This window comes from Variovorax sp. SRS16, assembly GCF_901827165.1.
In the GTDB taxonomy this organism is placed as follows: Bacteria; Pseudomonadota; Gammaproteobacteria; order Burkholderiales; family Burkholderiaceae_C; genus Variovorax.
Genome location: NZ_LR594666.1, coordinates 2,760,307 through 2,777,592, shown reverse-complemented (window position 1 = coordinate 2,777,592; position 17,286 = coordinate 2,760,307). Strand labels below are relative to the sequence as shown.

General features: G+C 66.6%; 18 protein-coding genes. 6 read left to right on the top strand and 12 right to left on the bottom strand.

The features are described 5' to 3' along the window. Positions 1–5: 5 nt before the first annotated feature. Positions 6–956, bottom strand: a complete 951-nt coding sequence (locus E5P2_RS13470) for an adenylate/guanylate cyclase domain-containing protein (protein ID WP_162567654.1) — start codon at positions 954–956, stop codon at positions 6–8. Between the two features lie 372 nt (positions 957–1,328). Here E5P2_RS13470 and E5P2_RS37735 point away from each other — a divergent pair, with 372 nt between their 5' ends. Next, positions 1,329–1,586 carry a hypothetical protein gene (locus tag E5P2_RS37735; RefSeq protein WP_232077055.1) on the top strand — a complete coding sequence of 86 codons (258 nt, stop codon included), beginning with the start codon at positions 1,329–1,331 and terminating at the stop codon, positions 1,584–1,586. A gap of 42 nt (positions 1,587–1,628) precedes the next feature. Here the strand turns inward: E5P2_RS37735 and E5P2_RS13460 are convergent, their stop codons facing one another. Genes E5P2_RS13460 through E5P2_RS13445 form a run of 4 tightly spaced genes read right to left on the bottom strand, consistent with a single transcriptional unit; the run spans position 1,629 to position 4,526 of the window. Beyond that, on the bottom strand, positions 1,629–2,558 hold the full coding sequence (locus E5P2_RS13460; protein WP_162567652.1) for an LD-carboxypeptidase: 930 nt from the start codon (positions 2,556–2,558) through the stop codon (positions 1,629–1,631). Continuing rightward, positions 2,555–3,631: a tRNA adenosine(34) deaminase TadA gene (tadA, locus tag E5P2_RS13455; protein ID WP_162567651.1), complete on the bottom strand. Its 1,077-nt coding sequence runs from the start codon at positions 3,629–3,631 to the stop codon at positions 2,555–2,557. Before tadA ends, E5P2_RS13460 begins: the two co-directional genes overlap by 4 nt. 18 nt (positions 3,632–3,649) lie before the next feature. Beyond that, positions 3,650–3,871: a hypothetical protein gene (locus E5P2_RS13450; RefSeq protein ID WP_332107544.1), complete on the bottom strand. Its 222-nt coding sequence runs from the start codon at positions 3,869–3,871 to the stop codon at positions 3,650–3,652. A gap of 7 nt (positions 3,872–3,878) precedes the next feature. Beyond that, complete coding sequence (locus tag E5P2_RS13445) at positions 3,879–4,526, bottom strand: FMN-binding negative transcriptional regulator (protein WP_162567649.1); 648 nt, start codon at positions 4,524–4,526, stop codon at positions 3,879–3,881. 68 nt (positions 4,527–4,594) lie between these two features. On the opposite strand from E5P2_RS13445, the gene bglX reads away from it, so the two are divergent. Further along, positions 4,595–6,865 (top strand): beta-glucosidase BglX, encoded by a 2,271-nt coding sequence (bglX, locus tag E5P2_RS13440; RefSeq protein ID WP_162567648.1) that lies wholly within the window; start codon positions 4,595–4,597, stop codon positions 6,863–6,865. Between the two features lie 48 nt (positions 6,866–6,913). Continuing rightward, positions 6,914–7,990: a DUF72 domain-containing protein gene (locus tag E5P2_RS13435; protein ID WP_162567647.1), complete on the top strand. Its 1,077-nt coding sequence runs from the start codon at positions 6,914–6,916 to the stop codon at positions 7,988–7,990. A 53-nt stretch (positions 7,991–8,043) separates the two neighbouring features. On the opposite strand, the gene E5P2_RS13430 is transcribed toward E5P2_RS13435, so the two are convergent. Both E5P2_RS13430 and E5P2_RS13425 read right to left on the bottom strand, forming a co-directional pair. Further along, complete coding sequence (locus E5P2_RS13430) at positions 8,044–9,453, bottom strand: heavy metal sensor histidine kinase (RefSeq protein ID WP_162567646.1); 1,410 nt, start codon at positions 9,451–9,453, stop codon at positions 8,044–8,046. Then, positions 9,450–10,121, bottom strand: coding sequence for a heavy metal response regulator transcription factor (locus tag E5P2_RS13425; RefSeq protein WP_162567645.1), 672 nt, complete (start codon positions 10,119–10,121; stop codon positions 9,450–9,452). The genes E5P2_RS13430 and E5P2_RS13425 overlap by 4 nt, the downstream gene beginning before the upstream one ends. 133 nt (positions 10,122–10,254) lie before the next feature. Between E5P2_RS13425 and E5P2_RS13420 the strand changes: the two genes are divergently transcribed. Genes E5P2_RS13420 through E5P2_RS13410 form a run of 3 tightly spaced genes read left to right on the top strand, consistent with a single transcriptional unit; the run spans position 10,255 to position 12,259 of the window. Further along, on the top strand, positions 10,255–10,884 hold the full coding sequence (locus tag E5P2_RS13420) for a hypothetical protein (protein ID WP_162567644.1): 630 nt from the start codon (positions 10,255–10,257) through the stop codon (positions 10,882–10,884). 2 nt (positions 10,885–10,886) lie between these two features. After that, positions 10,887–11,501: a cytochrome b/b6 domain-containing protein gene (locus E5P2_RS13415; RefSeq protein WP_162567643.1), complete on the top strand. Its 615-nt coding sequence runs from the start codon at positions 10,887–10,889 to the stop codon at positions 11,499–11,501. After that, the gene (locus E5P2_RS13410) at positions 11,498–12,259 is read left to right on the top strand and encodes a molybdopterin-dependent oxidoreductase (protein WP_162567642.1); all 762 of its coding nucleotides are present in this window, start codon (positions 11,498–11,500) and stop codon (positions 12,257–12,259) included. Before E5P2_RS13415 ends, E5P2_RS13410 begins: the two co-directional genes overlap by 4 nt. A gap of 77 nt (positions 12,260–12,336) precedes the next feature. Here E5P2_RS13410 and E5P2_RS13405 read toward each other — a convergent pair whose 3' ends face one another. Genes E5P2_RS13405 through E5P2_RS13385 form a run of 5 tightly spaced genes read right to left on the bottom strand, consistent with a single transcriptional unit; the run spans position 12,337 to position 17,227 of the window. Beyond that, a complete protein-coding gene (locus E5P2_RS13405; protein ID WP_162567641.1) occupies positions 12,337–13,455 on the bottom strand; it encodes a CaiB/BaiF CoA transferase family protein in 1,119 nt (372 codons plus the stop codon). After that, on the bottom strand, positions 13,452–13,895 hold the full coding sequence (locus E5P2_RS13400; protein ID WP_232080689.1) for a hemerythrin domain-containing protein: 444 nt from the start codon (positions 13,893–13,895) through the stop codon (positions 13,452–13,454). Before E5P2_RS13400 ends, E5P2_RS13405 begins: the two co-directional genes overlap by 4 nt. Before the next feature lies 1 nt (position 13,896). Then, complete coding sequence (locus tag E5P2_RS13395) at positions 13,897–15,618, bottom strand: FAD-dependent oxidoreductase (protein WP_162567640.1); 1,722 nt, start codon at positions 15,616–15,618, stop codon at positions 13,897–13,899. Then, complete coding sequence (locus tag E5P2_RS13390) at positions 15,615–16,064, bottom strand: Zn-ribbon domain-containing OB-fold protein (protein ID WP_162567639.1); 450 nt, start codon at positions 16,062–16,064, stop codon at positions 15,615–15,617. The genes E5P2_RS13395 and E5P2_RS13390 overlap by 4 nt, the downstream gene beginning before the upstream one ends. Further along, a complete protein-coding gene (locus E5P2_RS13385; RefSeq protein WP_232080688.1) occupies positions 16,061–17,227 on the bottom strand; it encodes a thiolase C-terminal domain-containing protein in 1,167 nt (388 codons plus the stop codon). The genes E5P2_RS13390 and E5P2_RS13385 overlap by 4 nt, the downstream gene beginning before the upstream one ends. Between the last annotated feature and the right edge of the window lie 59 nt (positions 17,228–17,286).

Here is a 17,286-nt window from a genome sequence, read left to right as displayed (position 1 = left end):
TCTTTCTAGCGGATGTCCCGACGCGCCAGCAGCACGTTGCCGCCGGTGGTGTTGAACGAGATCGTCGGCGCGCTGAAATCGCTCAGCGGCGCGCCGAGGCCGATCTCGCCGCTGCCGTGCAGCACGCATTCGTCGCGCCGCAGCGCAATCTCGCCGCTTGCGCCCGCGGTACCATGAAAGCGCACCCATGTGCCGTAGGTGCTGACATCGACGAGCACGCAACTGCCTTGGCGCGCCTCGATCCTCGCGTGCAAGCGCGATACCCTCGGATCGTTGACGACGAACTGCGCCTCATCGACGCGGCCCAGATGGATCGGCAGTTCTTCGGCGCGGAACATCGACCGGACATCGAGCCACGCGAGTTCGATCTGCCCGAACGATGAATCGGCGGCGTTTCGAGCCGCTGGGACGAGCGATGCCGGCATCGTGAGAAATTCCGAGACTTCGTCCTGCCAATCGATTCGATGGACAGTCGGCATCTCGTTCTTGCCGCGGATGTTGATCGGACCGAGGCTTCGGTGGCGAACCTCGCCGCCGTGCAATTGATCGATCACCGATTCCGTGGCCCATATCTGGCTGGGGCCGGCGAGATCGCTCAGGCGGGAAGCCAGGTTGACGGCGTCGCCATAGCAGTCCCCATCGACTTCGACGACTTCCCCGCTCGCCACACCGATCTGCAATTCCATTCGCAGCGGCGCCGGCCAGGTTTGCAATCGTTTCTGGTGATTGCGCTGCATTTCGAGGACGGCACGCGTCGCCGTGGTGCCATTCTCGAATATCGCAAAGACGCCATCGCCCAGCGATTTCACGACGCGGCCGCCGTGTGACTCGCACACGCCGCCGATCCACTGGATCAGCCGGGTGACGGTTTCCGTCGCACGCGCGTTGCCCATGGCCTCGAAGACCCTGGTACTCCCCGTCAAATCAGCAAATACGACAGTGGATTGCGCGGCCATGTTGTGAAGTTTTTGGTAGCTCTCTCGCGTGGATTATGGCAAAGCGGCAGAAGAGCGCCGCGCAAGGGGTTCAAATCGGCTCACTGACAACAAAAGCTGTTGCTTTTTCATTCAGACACATCGCGTCTCCACAGTGAGACAGAGCAAGTACCACTAAGGTATCAATGTTCGTTTGGCGCTTGAAGAATTTCGTGAAGAATGTTGTTTTTGAACATGAAATCTTGTTTCCGGGCTTGTGTCGCCTCACCCCCCGTCTTAACGTAGCGGCACCCAGGCTTCCGGCAATCGCTTTTCTCCATGGCGTCCACCAGCAGTTTCTTTCGCTTTCTGTCTTCCTCGATGCGCGGCTTTCGCCGGTCGTCGGACCGTCAGATGGGCCAGATCCGCGCTGCCATGCTGTCGCTGCTGCAGGTTCACGGCGGCCATGCAGTTCAGCGGGTTGCCCAGCGCGTGCGCTTTGCGGGCGACCTCGAAGCACTCTGGTACCTGCGCCAGGACGTCCTGACCGCGCTCAGCGCCGTCGATGGCGAAGTCGCTGCCCGTGAGCAGATGCAGCAGATCAATCGCCTGTTCAAAGGCGGTCTGCCAGGCGCGATGGGCCCGCGCCACCATCATCGCATCACGACCTGAGCGCGGCGCGTCCATTGCATCGGTCCCAGGTCTGCGGCATGCTCAATGCGCGTGCCGATGTCCCCAGACCATGAAGACATCGCGGCCATCCGCGGCCAGTTCGACTTGCGCGCCGACAGGCAGCAGTACCTTGGTCGGAACATGACCGAACGGTAGGCCGGTCAGCACCGGAACCTTGATCAGCTCGCGCAGCCGTGCCACCACGGTCTGCATGCCGAAGCCGCGGTCATGCGGTACTTTCCTGATCCCCGTGAAGTGTCCGAGGACGACCGCCTTCTGGCGCGCCAGCACCCCGGCGTGACGCAACTGCTCAAGCATCCGCTCGACGCGATAAGGATGCTCGTTCACGTCCTCGAGGAAGAGCACGCCCTTGTCGATCGCAGGAAAGTAAGGTGTACCTAGCAGGCTCACCAGCACGCAAAGATTGCCGCCCCAGAGCGTTGCCCCATGGATGCTCCGAAGCGCCGGCACGGCCGCGCCGCGTTGCGCAGGCATGCGCCATCCGGTGCCCTCGCCCTGCCCACTCAGCAGATCGTCGAAGCAGGCTTCCATGATGTCATCCGCCCCCGATTCAGCGCCGAAGTCTTCGCCGACCGCAGGCCCGGCCCAGGTGGTTGCGCCCGTCTTCGCCAGCAAGGCGCATTGCAAGGCAGTGAAGTCACTCAGTCCGATGAAATCGGTGCCTCGGTCGATGGCCTTGGCCACGGCCTTGTAGGGAACGGCATCGAGGATGCGCGTGAAGCCATAGCCACCGCGCGAAATCAGCGCCACGTCGGCACCGCTGCCTGCGGCGCGGGTGATAGCCGCCAGTCGAGTGGCATCGTCGCCGGCAAAGCGCTGATGGCTGGTGAGCGCTGCTTCGTCGATTTCGACCTCGTGGCCGAGCGACCGCAGCCGCGCCACACCGCGGCGGAACGCCGCCTTGTCGCGCACGGCGCTGGAAGGCGAGTAGATGTAGATGTGCTTTGTCACGAAGCGAAGTATCCCATTGCCTCCCGGACCAATTGCGCGGCCTGCGCCGCGGTCGGACCGGAAACGCCCTTCGGGATCGACCCCAGGGCCCGCAACGCGGCTTCATGCCCGCGATCGGGAAACGGCGCTCGCCAGGCGGCGTTCGCATCCTGCCCGCCATCGGGCGCGGCGAGCACGGCCACGAATCGACGTGGCGCCGAATCCTCGAGCAGCGAAGCGATCGCCCGAGCGGCCGCGCTGTGCACGAGCACGAGCGGCCCCGGCTGCAGCCGATCCAGCCATTCGAGCAGCACGTCGCGATGCCAGTCGAGCCGGTGCACCGCCTCGCGCTTCGGCTTGTCGCTGAGACCGAAACCGATCAGGTCCGGCGCCAGCACGCGCATGCCTTTCGCGCCGACGAGATGGCGAAAGAAGTAGCTCCACTCGCCCGGCCCGTGCAGGCACAGGCAGGCCGCTGCGGCATCTGGCGGGCCTTCATCCAGGTAGTGCATGCGCCAGCCATTCAGGCTCGGGAGATCACTCATCCAGTGCGGTGCGAACGCATAGTCGGCCAGCATGCCGAAGCGCTCGATGGGCGTGCGCAACGCATCGTCGCGCAGCGGCTCGGCCACGTCTCGCGCGGCGCTGCGGCGCTGCTGGAAGAATGCCTGGAGCAGATCCTGACACGCCTGCGCCGACACACCTGCGACAACCCGGGTATGGTGATTGAGCTGCGTTTGCGCAAACAGATCGAGCACCGATCCGGCGGCGCCCGTCTTCGGGTCTGCCGCGCCGAACACCACGCGGTCCAGGCGCGCATGGAGCATCGCGCCCGCACACATCGCACAAGGTTCGAGCGTCACGAACAGTTCACAGCCATCGAGACGGTAGTTGCCGAGTGCTGCCGCGCCGGCGCGCAACGCATTGATCTCGGCATGGGCGCTGGGATCGCGCTGGCCGATCGGTGCATTGCGCCCCGAAGCGATCAGCACGCCATCCTTCACCAGCACCGCGCCGACCGGCACCTCGCCCGCTTCGGACGCCTGTCGCGCCTGCGCCAGCGCCAGCTGCATCCAGTGCTCGTCGCTCGTCATCCCGGCCCGCGCCGCGCCTCACTGATCATCCGGCACCCGTTGCGACTGCTGCATCGCGGCGTCGAGCGACTTCTTGAACTGCTGCTGGATCTGCTGGCTCTGCGCGCGAACGTCGCCGGGCTGCGCACCCGCCGCCGCCTGGCCGGCAGGTGCGACGGGCGCGGCGATCGTGCTCAGTTGCCGCTTCGCCAGCAGCCCGACGATGACCAGTGCCAGCACAAGCCCGATCAGCGCCCCCATGCGCATCTCAGGCTCCTTCCACGCGCGCGGCGTCGGTGGTGGCCATGCCGAGCCGCTGCATCCAGCCTGCCAGTGCCTGCTCGTCGGGCGTACCCTGGCTGTAGGCCGCGTACATCGCGACGTGCGCCTCGCGGCGATGCTGGTTCAGCTTGAGCTTGCATTGCAGCGCCGTCACCTCCAGCTCGAAACCGACGATGCCCTGGAGCATCCTGAGCTGAAACTCCTCACCGAGTTCGCGCCATTGCTGCGCATAGGACGGTTCGTGCTGCGCGATCAGCCGCTTGAGCAGCGCGTCCTTCTCGGCCGGCTCCTCGATCAGCCGAGCCTGCACGGTGCAGTCCACCGCGAGATAGTTCCACGTCGGCACTCGCGCAAGGTCCGGGTAGACCGACGGCGACAGATACGCATGCGGCCCCAGAAAGCTCACGACCGCGGTGGGCCGCGCTCGCAGATAGCGCCAGTGGGGGTTGGGCTTGGCGCAATGGCCGAGCAAGGCCAACGCGCCCTCGCCGCGCTCTTCCAGCACCAGCGGCAGGTGCGTCACGAAAGGCAGGCCCTCGTCGTCGTTCGAGATCAGGTTGGCGAACGGGTGCGAACGCATCAGCTCCGCAGCGAGCGTGCGGTCCTTGGCGTCGAATTGCGGCGGCATGTACATGGGTGCTTCCTGCAAAGGGATTGCCCGATTGTCCCCGAGCCTTGAGTCCCGCGCCAGAATCGCAGCCCATGCGCGCTCGAAGATTGTTCCTTCCCGGTCTCGTCCTTCCGCTCCTCGTCGGCCTGGCGGGCTGCGTCGCCGGTCGCGGACCGGGCAGCTTCGATCCGGTGGCCGCCGCGCGCATCGAGTCGCTCATCGGGCGCATGACGATCGAAGAGAAGGTCGGCCAGCTGAGCCTCTACGCCCCTGCCGGCATCGACATCGTGGCCAATCCGCAGGCCGCGCGCCAGAGCCAGGCGCAACAGCTGGCCGACATCCGCGCAGGCCGCGTGACCGGCCTCTTCAACAACGAGGGTCGCGAAGGCAAGCGCCGCGCGCAGCAGGCGGCGGTCAACGAATCGCGCCTGGGCATTCCGCTGATCTTCGGCGCAGACATCATCCACGGCTTTCGCACCGTGTTCCCGGTGCCGCTCGCCGAGGCGGCCAGCTGGGAGCCGCAGCTGGCCGAGCGCACTGCGCGCGCCGCGGCCGAAGAGGCCAGCGCCGACGGCTTTCGCTGGACCTTCGCGCCGATGGTGGACATCGCACGCGATGCACGCTGGGGCCGTGGCGTCGAAGGCGCTGGCGAGGACGTCTACCTCGGGCGGCAGTTCGCCGCTGCCCGCGTGCGCGGCTTCCAGGGCAGCGATCTGTCGCGGCCCGACGCGATGCTGGCCACGCCCAAGCACTTCGCCGGCTATGGCGCCGCGGAAGGCGGGCTCGACTACAACACGGTCGACCTCTCCGAACGCACGTTGCGCGAAGTCTACCTGCCGCCCTTTCGCGCGGCGATCGATGCCGGCGCGCTGTCGATCATGAGCGCCTTCAACGAGATCGGCGGCATCCCGTCGAACGCCAACCACGCACTGCTGACGGACATCCTGCGCGGCGAATGGGGCTTCCAGGGCTTCGTCGTCTCCGACTACACGGCCGACGAGGAACTCATCGCGCACGGCTTCGCCGCCGACGAGCGCCAGGCCGCCCAGCGCGCCTTCCTCGCCGGCACCGATGTGAGCATGCAGAGCGGCCTCTACATGCGCCACCTGCCGGAGCTCGTGGCGTCGGGCGAGGTGCCGATGTCGCGGCTCGACGATGCCGTCCGGCGCGTGCTGCGGGTCAAGCAGCGGCTCGGCCTGTTCGACCACCCCTTCAGCGGCCTGGACGACAAGAGAGAAGGTCCAGGCTTCGACCTGGCCGCGCACGAGTCGCTGGCGCGCGAGGCGGCCGACCGCTCCATCGTGATGCTCAGGAACGACGGCGACCTGCTGCCGCTGCCGAAGTCGGGCACCCGCATCGCGCTGATCGGCCCGTTCGCGGGCACCTCCGATCTGTTCGGACCATGGCGCATCTTTCCCGATCAGGCGCCGCCCGTGGGCATCGAGCAGGCGCTTCGCAACGCGCTGGCCTCGCCGGATGCGCTCGCGGTGGTGCGCGGTTCGGACGTCGATGCGGCGATCCCCGGCGGCATCGCCGCCGCCGTCGCCGCGGCACGGGCAGCCGATGTGGCGGTGCTGTCGATCGGCGAGAACGAACAGATGTCCGGCGAAGCCCGATCGCGCTCCGACATCGAGATTCCCCGCGCGCAACAGGAGCTTGCGGATGCCGTCGTCGCCACGGGCAAGTCGGTCGTCGTGCTGCTGCGCAACGGCCGCGCGCTCGCGCTCAAGGGCGGCGTGCGGCAGGCGCGCGCACTGCTCGTCACTTGGTTCCTGGGCTCCGAGACCGGCCCGGCGATCGCCGACGTGCTGTTCGGCGACGTCAATCCGTCCGGCCGCTTGCCGGTGAGTTTCCCGCAGACGCCGGGCCAGGTGCCCTACTACTACAGCCACAAGCGCACCGGCCGGCCCGAGCTCGCAGGCAATCCGAACCTTGCCTACAAGACGCGCTATCTGGATGCGACGAACGAAGCGCTCTACCCCTTCGGCTATGGCCTTAGTTATGCGCACATCCACTACGACGCGCTCGAGACGACGCCGGCACGCATGGCATGGGATGGCACGATCAAGGTCCACACCCGCATCAGCAACACCGGACAACGCGAAGCCGAGGAAGTGGCACAGCTCTACATCGGCAACCGCGCCGCCAGCGTCACCCGGCCGGTGCGCGAACTCAAGGCTTTCCGGAAGGTCCGCATCGGCGCGGGGCAGACGGTCGACGTCGACTTCACGCTCTCGCGCACCGACCTGATGTTCATCGGGCAGGACATGAAGCCCACCGTCGAATCGGGCCGCTTCGATCTGTGGGTCGGGCCGTCGGCGACCCAGGGCCTGAAGACCAGCTTCGTCCTCGCGCCGGAATAGGATCGCGCTCGCCGATCCGCCTCTCACAAGGACCCGCACGCACACGCCATGCAGGAATCTCTCTTCGACGACCCGCACGAGCCGGACGGCCCCGCGCCGGCCCGCGCTCCCGTGCCAGCCAAGCGCGCGGCCGCGCGCGTGGCCAAGGTCCAGCCGGCGCAGCCCGGCGCGGCGCAGCACGCGCTGGCCGACACGCTGCCACGGACCCTGCACCTCGGAACTTCGTCCTGGCATTTCCCCGGCTGGGCCGGCATGGTCTGGGACGGCGACTACGAATCCTCGGCACTTTCGAAACACGGCCTCGCTGCCTATGCACAGCATCCGCTCCTTCGCACCGTGAGCGTGGACCGCAGTTTCTACAAGCCGCTGTCCGCCAGCCAGTTCGCTGTGTACGCGGCACAGGTTCCGGACGACTTCCGCTTCGTCGTGAAAGCGCCCAGCCTCGTGGCCGATGCGATGGTCCGCGGCGAGAACGGCCGCGCCATGGAGCCCAACCCGGCCTTCCTCGATCCGCTGCTGGCGGCCGCCGAATTCGTGCAGCCCGCGCTCGACGGCCTCGGGCACAAGATCGGCGCACTGGTGTTCCAGCTCAGTCCGCTGCCCGGGCCGATGCTGGCGCAGTTGCCCGACATCCTTCGGCGCCTCGGCGCCATGCTGCGCGCCCTGCCCGCCTTGCGTCCCATCGCACCGGAGGGCGTGATCGCGGTCGAGACACGCAACCCCGAATTCCTGATCCCCGCCTTTGTCGACGTCCTGCGCGAGGCCGGCGCGACCTACTGCCTGGGCCTGCATCCGAAGATGCCGCCGATCGCCGAGCAACTGCCGCTGCTGCGCGCGCTCTGGCCCGGACCGCTGGTTTGCCGCTGGAACCTGAACCGCCGGCATGGCGCCTACGGCTACGAAGAAGCCAAGACCCTCTACGAACCCTTCGACAAGCTGGTCGATCCGGACTTGGAGACGCGCGCCGCGCTGGCCCGCGTGATCGCCGGCACCACGGGCGCCGGACAGCATGCCTACGTGACGGTCAACAACAAGGCCGAGGGCTCGGCGCCGTTGACCGTGCAGGCGCTGGCCGACGAACTTCGGCGTCTGCGAAATCCGCAGGCCGATCCTGCGCCGGATTGACTGCGTGCGCTTCGCCGCTCCTGGAAAATCGGGATCGCGTGCAGGCAGCAGCGCTACGCGCGTGCGGGCGCGGGAAAGCGCAGCTCGAATCGGATCGAGCCCGGCGTCGGGCTCGTGGCGCACGCTTCGCCGCCATGCAGCGCCATGATGGCCTTGACGATCGCGAGGCCCAGGCCGTTGGATTCGGTATCGCGGCTGCGCGCCGCGTCGCCGCGGTAGAAGCGATCGAAAAGGCGCGCGAGCTGTTCGGTCGGCACGGGAGATCCCTCGTTCTCGACCGCGATGGTCGCCGTGTCGCCATCCTGGACGCCGATCAGCCGCACCTTCGTTCCCTCTGCACCGTAGCGCACCGCATTGACGACGAGGTTGTTGACCGCGCGCCGGCACAGCGTCGCATTGACGAACGCAGTGCCGCTCGCTTGCACGTCGAACCGAATGCCGCGTTCCTCGGCCGGGCCTTCGAAGTAGTCGGCAATCTTCTGCAATTCGTCGCCCAGCCCGAGCGGCGCGCGTTCGATCGTCAGCGCCGCATGATCGGCCTGCGCCAGGAACAGGATGTTCTCTGCGATGAGCCGCAATCGGTTGAGTTCCTCGAGGTTCGACTCGAGCAGGTGCTGGTATTCGTCGACGCTGCGTGCGCGATGCAATGCCACCTGCGTCTGCCCGATCAGCGCACCGATGGGCGTGCGGATCTCGTGCGCGAGGTCGGCCGAGAATTGCGACAGGCGCTCGTAGCCCGTCGCGATGCGATCGAGCATCGCGTTGAAGGCGACGACCATGTGCTGCACCTCGCGCGGTGCATCGTGCTCGGGCAGCCGCATGGCGAGGTTGATCGGGTTGATCAGCGCCGCCTTCGCAGCCACCCGTCGCAGCGGCCGAAGCCCGTGCCGCAGCACCAGGTACGCCAGCAGCGTGGAGGCCAGCATCGCGACGATGGCGCCGAGCACCACGCGGTCCCGGTTGGCGCGGATCATCCTCACTTCGTTGGTCAGCGGATGGCCGGCCACCACCTCGACCATGTCGCCGTCGCGGCCCGAGCGCGCGAGCGCAGCGACCCAGTGCATCGGCATGTCTGCGGTGGGCGGAACGCGCAGCACGTCGCCCACCGTCAGTTCGCGTTCGGGCGCCGCCGCGGCGAGCGCGCCGGGCACCGGAAAATGTGCGGGGTTGACGTCGATGAACGGCGCCTCGCCGGGCCGGCGCAGCAGCAGGACATCGTTCTCGGCGCCAAGCATGGTCTCGAACAGCAGCGGCCGGTCGTGCAGGTCGGCAATGGTCTGCACATTGCCGACCAGGCGCCGGAAGTGCTCGACGCGGCCGATCAGTTGCGTGTCGAGGTGTTCCATCACCGCCGTGCGCGCGGTGTAGAAGAAATAGGCGCCGAGCACGCCGGTGACCGCGCACGCGATCAGCCCGAGCAGCAGCGTCGCACGCACCGCCAGCGAGCGCGGCAGCCATTTCATGGCGCATCCCCGAACGCATAGCCGATGCTGCGCACCGTGTGGATCAGCTTCTTGTCGAAGGGCTGGTCGACCTTCACGCGCAGCCGCTTGATCGCGACATCGACGACGTTGGTGTCGCTGTCGAAATTCATGTCCCACACCTCGGAGGCGATCAGCGTGCGCGAGAGCGGTTCGCCCTCGCGCTTGACCAGCAACTGCAGGAGCAGGAATTCCTTGTTCGTCAGCACGATCTCGATGCCCTCGCGCGTGACCTTGCGGCGCAGCACGTCGAGCTTGAGATCGGCGAACTCGTAGAACTCGGCTTCGCGCACGATGCCGCGCCGCAGCAGCGTGCGGATCCGCAGCACGAGTTCGGTGAAGGAAAACGGCTTGACCAGATAGTCGTCGGCGCCGAGTTCGAGTCCCCGGATGCGATCGTCCAGCCCGTCGCGTGCCGTGAGGAAGAGCACCGGCAGATCGCGCTTGTCGCGCAAGGCCTGCATGATCTGCCAGCCATCGATGCCGGGCAGCATCACGTCGAGCACGACGAGGTCGTACGCGTTCTCCAGCGCCATGTGAAGGCCGTCGGTGCCGGTGCGCGCGAGGTCGACCGCGTAGCCGCTTTCCTTCAGGCCCTTCTTGAGGTAGTCGCCCGTCTTCGGGTCGTCTTCGATAACGAGGATGCTCATGGGAATGTGGCGACCATTTTCTCGCGTGGCGCAGCGCAGTGCCGCTTCATGACGCTTTTGTCATTCGAATGTCATGCCTGCGAGCTGGCGCGGTGCCTAGAGTGGACTTGTCTTCATTCTCTGGCACATGCGCATGAACATCGGATTCGGAAAACTCCTCAGGTCCCTCGCCGCCCCTGCCGCGATGGCCGTCGGCCTGCTCGGTCTCAGCCACGGCGCGCTGGCGCAGACACCGCCGGTCGGCGTGCGCGGCGCGATCACCGCGGTCAGCGATGACGCGATCAAGGTCCACACCAACCGCGGCGAGGACCTGAGCATCAAGATCAACAAGGACACCCAGGTGCGCGCGGTCACGCTGGCCAAGGTCACCGACATCAAGCCCGGCAGCTACATCGGAACCGCGGCGATCACGCTGCCCGACGGCTCGCTGAAGGCGCTGGAAGTGCACGTGTTCCCGCCCGCGATGGCAGGCACCGGCGACGGCCACCGTGCCTGGGATCTCGGCCCCAAGAGTTCGATGACCAACGGCACCGTGGGCGACCTGGTGATGGCCAACGGCCGCACCCTGACCCTCAAGTACAAGGGCGGCGAGCAGAAGGTCGTCGTGCCGGACGACGTGCCGATCGTCAATCTCGAGCCCGGTGATCGCTCGCTGCTTGCCGTCGGGACCAAGGTCGTGTTGTTCGCGAAGAAGGAGGCCGACTCGAGCTTGTCCGCAGGCTTCATCTCCGCCGGCAAGAACGGCGTGACGCCACCGATGTGAGCATGAAGCGTGCGGTGATTCATCCGCCGGCGGTGCGCGCCACGCACTGGATCAACGTGTTCGCGATGAGCTGCATGCTGATGAGCGGCTGGGCGATCTACAACGCCTCGCCGCTGTTCGGATTCAGATTCCCGGCCTGGGCCACGGTGGGCGGATGGCTCGGCGGCTCGATCGCATGGCACTTCGCGGCGATGTGGCTGCTGGCGGTGAATGGGCTGGTATACATAGCCTATGGCTTGGCCAGCGGGCATTTCCGGCGGCATCTGCTGCCCGTGCATCCGGCCGCGGTGGCGCATGACCTGAAGCTCGCGGCGAGGTTGAAGCTGCCGCACAAGATGGGTTCGTACAACGCGGTCCAGCGGGTCTCGTACCTCGGCGTGCTAGCACTCGGCGTGTTGGTGGTGGCGTCGGGGCTGTCGATCTGGAAGCCGGTGCAATTCGATGGGCTGGTCGATGTGTTCGGCGGCTACGACTTCGCGCGCCGCGTGCACTTCTTCGCAATGGCCGGGATCGTGGCCTTCATCGTCGTGCACCTGCTGCTCGTGATCATCGTGCCGAAGACCTTGCTGCCGATGTTCACGGGCCGCGCCATGCGCAGCGAGCGCGCCTCGCCATGAGCGCACGCGAAAAGAAGCCGGCGATCCGGCTGGCCGACCATCGCAGCGGCCTGGTCAAGCTCGAACGCCGGCTGCTGCTGCGCTCCTCGCTTTCGCTCGGCGCGCTGGCGATGCTGTCGGGTTGCAACCTGCAGGACAACGATGCGGTCGACAAGGTCCTGTGGGCCGTGTCGCGCTGGAACGATCGCGTGCAGGCGCGCCTGTTCAGCCGCACGAAACTGGCGCCGACCTATGCGGCCAGTCGGATCACCCAGCCCTTCCCTTTCAACGCCTTCTATGCCGAGTTCGACGCGCCCGAGATCGATGTCTCGACCTGGCGGCTGGAGGTGTCGGGACTCGTACGCAACAAGAGCCCGTGGACCGTCGAGCAACTGCGTGCCCTGCCACAGCAGGGTCAGATCACGCGCCATATCTGCATCGAAGGCTGGAGCGCGATCGGCAATTGGCGCGGCGTGCCGTTGCGGACTTTTCTCGAGCGCATCGGTGCCGATCTGACGGCGAAATACGTCGGCTTCAAATGCGCCGACCGCTACTACTCCAGCCTGGACATGGCAACGGCGCTGCATCCGCAGACGCTGCTCGCGCTGGACTTCGGGAGCGAGCCGCTGCCGACGCCCTTGGGCTTTCCGTTGAAACTGCGCGTGCCGACCAAGCTGGGGTTCAAGAATCCGAAGCACATTGCGGCGGTCTTCGTGACGAATGAGTATCCCGGCGGGTACTGGGAAGACCAGGGGTACAACTGGTTCAGTGGGGTGTAGGCGCCGGGCGATTCTTCAACTCGATGTGGCACGCAGTGACCTGAACATAAAGCCACCACCGACGACGGCCGCAACCTTCAATCAGTTGGAAGCCAGCTTGTAACGACGCTCCCGAGGTTCGCTTTTGTCGAGGCTGGGGGCGACTGAACAGCACTTGGTGTTCTGGAAAATCTGGGAGCCGGCGCGGGATGCACGACGCCTTCGACGCTAACAAATGCTTCCCGCGCTTTGATGTGAGGATGCCGCATGGCCTCGCTCAGTGGCAGAACGGGAGCGAAACAGCTGTCGCTGCCCTCCAGGATCGACTGCCAATCCGCCAACGTCCGCTGGCGAAAATGCCCCGACAGATAGTCCCGGAACGCGGGCCACCGGCCCTCCTCTTTCTGCACCGCATGCCACTCCGGCGCAACGCCAGCGACTTCGCAGAAGCGCGCGAAGAACTGGGGCTCCAGTGCCCCGATGCTCACGTGACCTGCATCCGCCGTTTCATATACGCCGTACCAGGGCGTCCCGCCATCGAGCAGATTGCTCTCGCGCGACTCCTTGAACGTGCCTCGCTGGCCCTGGCTGATGAATTGGGCCATCAGGCTGACGACGCCATCGCTGATCGCCGCGTCGACCACCTGCCCCCGCCCCGACAGCCGCGCCTCATGCACGGCCGCGAGTACGCCCACGACCAGATAGAGACTGCCACCCCCGTAGTCACCCAGCAGGTTCAGCGGGGGCACAGGGCGCTCCGCAGTGCCGATGGCGTGAAGCGCGCCGGTGATGGCGATGTAGTTGATGTCGTGACCGGCCGCTAGGGCCAGCGGTCCCGTCTGCCCCCATCCCGTCATCCGGGCGTAAACGAGCCGGGGATTCCGCCGCGCAACGACGTCCGGCCCCAGCCCGAGTCTTTCCATGACGCCAGGGCGAAAGCCCTCGACCAGCACGTCTGCGTTCTCCAGCAGGGTCAGCACCCGTTCGATGTCGGCGGCATCCTTCAGGTCGGCATGAACGACCGTCCGTCCACGCTGGACGACCTGGCGCGCGTCGGCCATGCGCGCACCGGGCCGATCGACCGTGACGACGTCGGCGCCCATGTCGGACAGCAGCATGCAGGCGAACGGTCCTGGGCCAATGCCGGCGAACTCGACCACACGCAGGTCTTTCAGCGGACCGCGGCGGCCTGGTTGATTCTTCGTCGTTTCGTTCATTCGGACTTCTCCCGCCGGTGCAAGACGATCGGCTTGCCGCCGTGCGCGCGCTTGCACATCCAGGCGGCCAGCGCCGAATCGAGATAGTCGGCATGGCCGGGAAACCAGTCGGCCAACTCACGAACGAAGGCACGCCCGACATCGACTTGGCGCTCGGCGGGCAATGCGCAGACTTCATCCGCAGAACGCAACACCGCGGCGTGCTCCTGCATGTGGCAATCCTTGGGCGGAAAGTCACTCGCCCGCATCCAGGCGTCCTCCGCTTCGAAATGAGAACGCAAGTGCCTGATGACTTCATCGAGACAGGACATGAAATCCGCGTCATTGCATGCGGCGGCCCGCGCGATGACGTCGGCAAACTCGGCATGGACGTCGTCCATCGGCGCATAGCCGAGGACGACTGCCTGAGTGGGTTCTTGAAAAATGAGCGTGCTATTCACGTCAGCCTGCCTGCGAGGTGAGTTGAGAGCGTGCGTGCATCGCCACGCGATACCCGAAAACGACCGCCGGGCCGAGCGTCGTTCCGGGCCCGGGGTAAGTGCCGCGCATGACCGAAGCGGCGTCGTTGCCGCATGCGTAGAGGCCTTGGACGATGTCTCCGTCCTGGCTCATGACGCGCCCGTCGCGGTCGGTCGCCAGGCCTGCGCTGGACGCGGCGTCTGCGGCGTCGATTCGCAGGGCGATGAATGGCGGCTTGCTGATGGGGCCGAGGCAGGGGTTTGGGCGGTGCGAAGAGTCCCCGTTGAAGCGGTCGAGCGGCGCGATGCCCTTGCCGAATTCGGCGTCGTTGCCGGCCACGGCGTCAGCGTTGTGTCGCTCGACAGTCCGCGACAACCCTTCGGGATCGATACCGGCGCGAGTCGCCAGCGCCAGCAGCGAGTCGGCCACCATCACGTAGCCACGCCGGTCCCATGCGCGGAGATTCTTCGTCCCCGGCGCGATCACGCCCAGCCCGTAGCGGCGAACAAATGCAGCGTCGCAGACCAGCCAGGCACCGCGCTGACCGATGAGGATTTCGCGCTGCCGAAGGCCGGCGACAAAGTGGTGGTACGAACTTGCCTCATTCACGAAGCGCTCGCCGCGCGCATCGACGGCCGCCAGCCCTGGTTTTGCGCGGTCGAGAAACAGATGCGGGAACAGGCCCTCTCCTGCGCCTTTGCGTGGCACGCGGGACACGGGCTGCCAGAAGAAATCTCCTGCTGCGTGACGCTCGATGCCCGCGCCTGCGCGACGCGCTGCCGCAATGCCATCGCCCGCGACGCTTGCGCACGCAAGCGTCGCGAATGCCGGGCCTTGCGGTGCAAATTCCCTGCGCAGTGATTCGCTGTGGCCGATGCCGCCCGTGGCAAGAACGACGCCACGCGTGCAGGCGAGACGCGCGACTCCTCCGGTCACGCCAAAGCTTGCGCCCACGACCCTTCCGCCATGGGTGTCGACCTCCTTCAATGCCCAGCCGAAGCGCACGTCGACGCCTGCCTTGATGAGGCTCGTGTAGAGGCGCGCCACCAGCGCATTGCCCATCACGAGCCGTGTGCCGCGTCGGTAACGAAGGCGGTCGAACGCGTAGCGCGCAACGAGGCGCGCGCTCTGCAGAAAATGAGGCCACGAGCGCCAGCGTTGCAGCAGCGCCTGAATGTCCGCCTTGCCCACCATCATCCCGCCGAGCAGGAGGAACTCGGGGATTGGCGGGCGCACGCGGTCGAACCGCTCTCCCAGCAGGCGGCCATCAAAGGGCCTGGGCGCCAGTGCCCGCCCCGTCGTGGCTGCGCCGGGTCGCACGAGGTAATCGGGATGCAGGCCGGCACTGACGAACGCAACGTCGGTTCGCGCTTCAAGGTAGGCAATGGCGGCGTCGCCGGTCTCGAGGAACGCGCGCCGGCATCCGCGTTCGTCGTCGGGGCCAGCCAGGTTTTCGAGATAGCGTTGCGCAGCTTCGATCGAATCGGCATGCCCGGCGTCTCGCCCTTGGCGGTTGCCGGGAATCCACAGCGTGCCCGCCGATGTCGCGGTCGTGCCGCCGAGTTGTTCCGATCCCTCGCACAGCACGACGCGCAGTCCTTCCAGCGCGGCCACGAGCGCCGCCGTCATGCCGCCCGCGCCGCCACCGACGACGACCAGATCGAAAGTCTCGCTGCGCCCATCGGCGTCGCGCGTTGGCCTCATCGATAGCGCCACTGCAGAAGCGAATGGGGGTGCGGCGACTGCGGATGGTGCTCGAACACGCCCTGCACTTGCGCGCCAATGCGCACATCCTGCATCGGATCGCCCAACAAGTTCCCCACCATGCGCACGTTTCCGGCGTGTTCCAGTTCGACCAGCACGGCGATGTAAGGGCCGTGTCCCTTGAGCGCCGGATGCACCGGATGCCACACGCGCTCCCAGCTGTAGATGCGCCCGGTGGGTTCCACGTCCACCCAGGCGGGATCGAACTGCAGGCAGGAATGGCAGATCCATTCAGGGCCGAACTGCCATGTCCGGCAATGCCTGCAGCGCTGGACGCGAAGCACGCCTTCGCGCAGGCCGCTCCAGTACGGTGCCGACACACCGTCGGGCTCGGCCACCGCCGTCGGCAGGCCGGGTGGCAAGTACGATGCGTTCTCGCTTGTCATGTTCGCGCTCCCAGTGCGGCCTCGGAACCCAGCAGCAAATCGCTTGCCGGGGCCACCATGGGGCCGCCGATCACCAATGCCACGTCGTTGCGTGTCGCCTGCGACGTGGAGACGCCCCGTACCTGGCGCACGGCTTCCAGCACCAGTTCGAACCCGTGCATGTAGCACTCCGCCAGATTGCCGCCGCTCGTGTTGAGCGGCAGCCGGCCCGTGGGCGCGATGAGGTTGTCGAGCGTGAGGAAATCGTTCGCTTCTTCTGGCCGGAAGAAGCCGTGTTCGGCGAGCGCCATGACCACGCCACCGGTGAAGTTCTCGTAGCTCTGCACGACGCCGACGTCTGCTGGCGTGAGCCCTGCCATGCGATACAGGTCTTCGGCGACGGTCTGGAAGTTGGCAGACGCGTAGGCCGGCGAGTTGTGCGCGTGGGTCGCGAAGCGGTAGCTCGACCCCGAGGCCGCTCCCAGCAGATAGACCGGCTTTTTCGAGAATTCGGCGGCGCGTGCGGCGTCCACCATGACGATCGCCGCCGCGCCGTCGTTCTCCATGCAGCAGTCGAAAAGATGGAACGGCTCCGCAATCCAGCGCGATGCGTCGTACGTGTCGGCATCCAGCGGCTTGCCGTACATGACGGCTCGCGGATTGGCCTGCGCATGGTATGACGAGGCGAGCGCAACGGCTCGCAGTGCCTCCTGGCGCACGCCGTGTTCGTGCATGTAGCGCTGAGCACGCATCGCAAAGCGCTGCGGCGGCGAAATCACGCCGTAGGGCACCAGATAGGCGCGTTCGCCGGAGATGGTCCCGGCCGCCGTGCTCTGGCCGAAGCGACCGTGCTGGCCCTGCGCGAGCGCGCGGAACACCACGACGCAATCGGCCTGCCCTGTCGCAATCGCCGCGGCACCATTGGCCACTGCGGCACAGCACCCGCCGCCGCCGCCGCCCCACTGCATGGTGGCGGAGCGAAGTCGCGGCAGGCCGAGGGCGGCAGCCAGGCGCGTGGCCTCGCTGCGATCGTCGCCATAGGACGCGAAGCCGTCGATCTTGCGGGGATCCATTCCGGCATCGCCGCACGCGTTCAGGATCGCTTGCAGGGCGAGCTTGAATTCTGAGTCCGGAGACTGTCCGTGCTTGTAGTACGTTGTCTCGCCAATGCCGACGATGGCCACGCGGCCCTTCAGCGTTCGTGCGCTCATGGTGTTGTTCCGGCGTTCAATGAAGGACTCCG

Bases quoted from the DNA above. Each gene is read 5' to 3' on its own strand.
- E5P2_RS13470 (WP_162567654.1), bottom strand. From the start codon at position 956: ATGGCCGCGCAATCCACTGTCGTATTTGCTGATTTGACGGGGAGTACC.
- E5P2_RS37735 (WP_232077055.1), top strand. From the start codon at position 1,329: ATGGGCCAGATCCGCGCTGCCATGCTGTCGCTGCTGCAGGTTCACGGC.
- tadA (WP_162567651.1), bottom strand. From the start codon at position 3,631: ATGACGAGCGACGAGCACTGGATGCAGCTGGCGCTGGCGCAGGCGCGA.
- E5P2_RS13450 (WP_332107544.1), bottom strand. From the start codon at position 3,871: ATGGGGGCGCTGATCGGGCTTGTGCTGGCACTGGTCATCGTCGGGCTG.
- E5P2_RS13445 (WP_162567649.1), bottom strand. From the start codon at position 4,526: ATGTACATGCCGCCGCAATTCGACGCCAAGGACCGCACGCTCGCTGCG.
- bglX (WP_162567648.1), top strand. From the start codon at position 4,595: ATGCGCGCTCGAAGATTGTTCCTTCCCGGTCTCGTCCTTCCGCTCCTC.
- E5P2_RS13435 (WP_162567647.1), top strand. From the start codon at position 6,914: ATGCAGGAATCTCTCTTCGACGACCCGCACGAGCCGGACGGCCCCGCG.
- E5P2_RS13430 (WP_162567646.1), bottom strand. From the start codon at position 9,453: ATGAAATGGCTGCCGCGCTCGCTGGCGGTGCGTGCGACGCTGCTGCTC.
- E5P2_RS13425 (WP_162567645.1), bottom strand. From the start codon at position 10,121: ATGAGCATCCTCGTTATCGAAGACGACCCGAAGACGGGCGACTACCTC.
- E5P2_RS13420 (WP_162567644.1), top strand. From the start codon at position 10,255: ATGAACATCGGATTCGGAAAACTCCTCAGGTCCCTCGCCGCCCCTGCC.
- E5P2_RS13415 (WP_162567643.1), top strand. From the start codon at position 10,887: ATGAAGCGTGCGGTGATTCATCCGCCGGCGGTGCGCGCCACGCACTGG.
- E5P2_RS13410 (WP_162567642.1), top strand. From the start codon at position 11,498: ATGAGCGCACGCGAAAAGAAGCCGGCGATCCGGCTGGCCGACCATCGC.
- E5P2_RS13405 (WP_162567641.1), bottom strand. From the start codon at position 13,455: ATGAACGAAACGACGAAGAATCAACCAGGCCGCCGCGGTCCGCTGAAA.
- E5P2_RS13395 (WP_162567640.1), bottom strand. From the start codon at position 15,618: ATGAGGCCAACGCGCGACGCCGATGGGCGCAGCGAGACTTTCGATCTG.
- E5P2_RS13390 (WP_162567639.1), bottom strand. From the start codon at position 16,064: ATGACAAGCGAGAACGCATCGTACTTGCCACCCGGCCTGCCGACGGCG.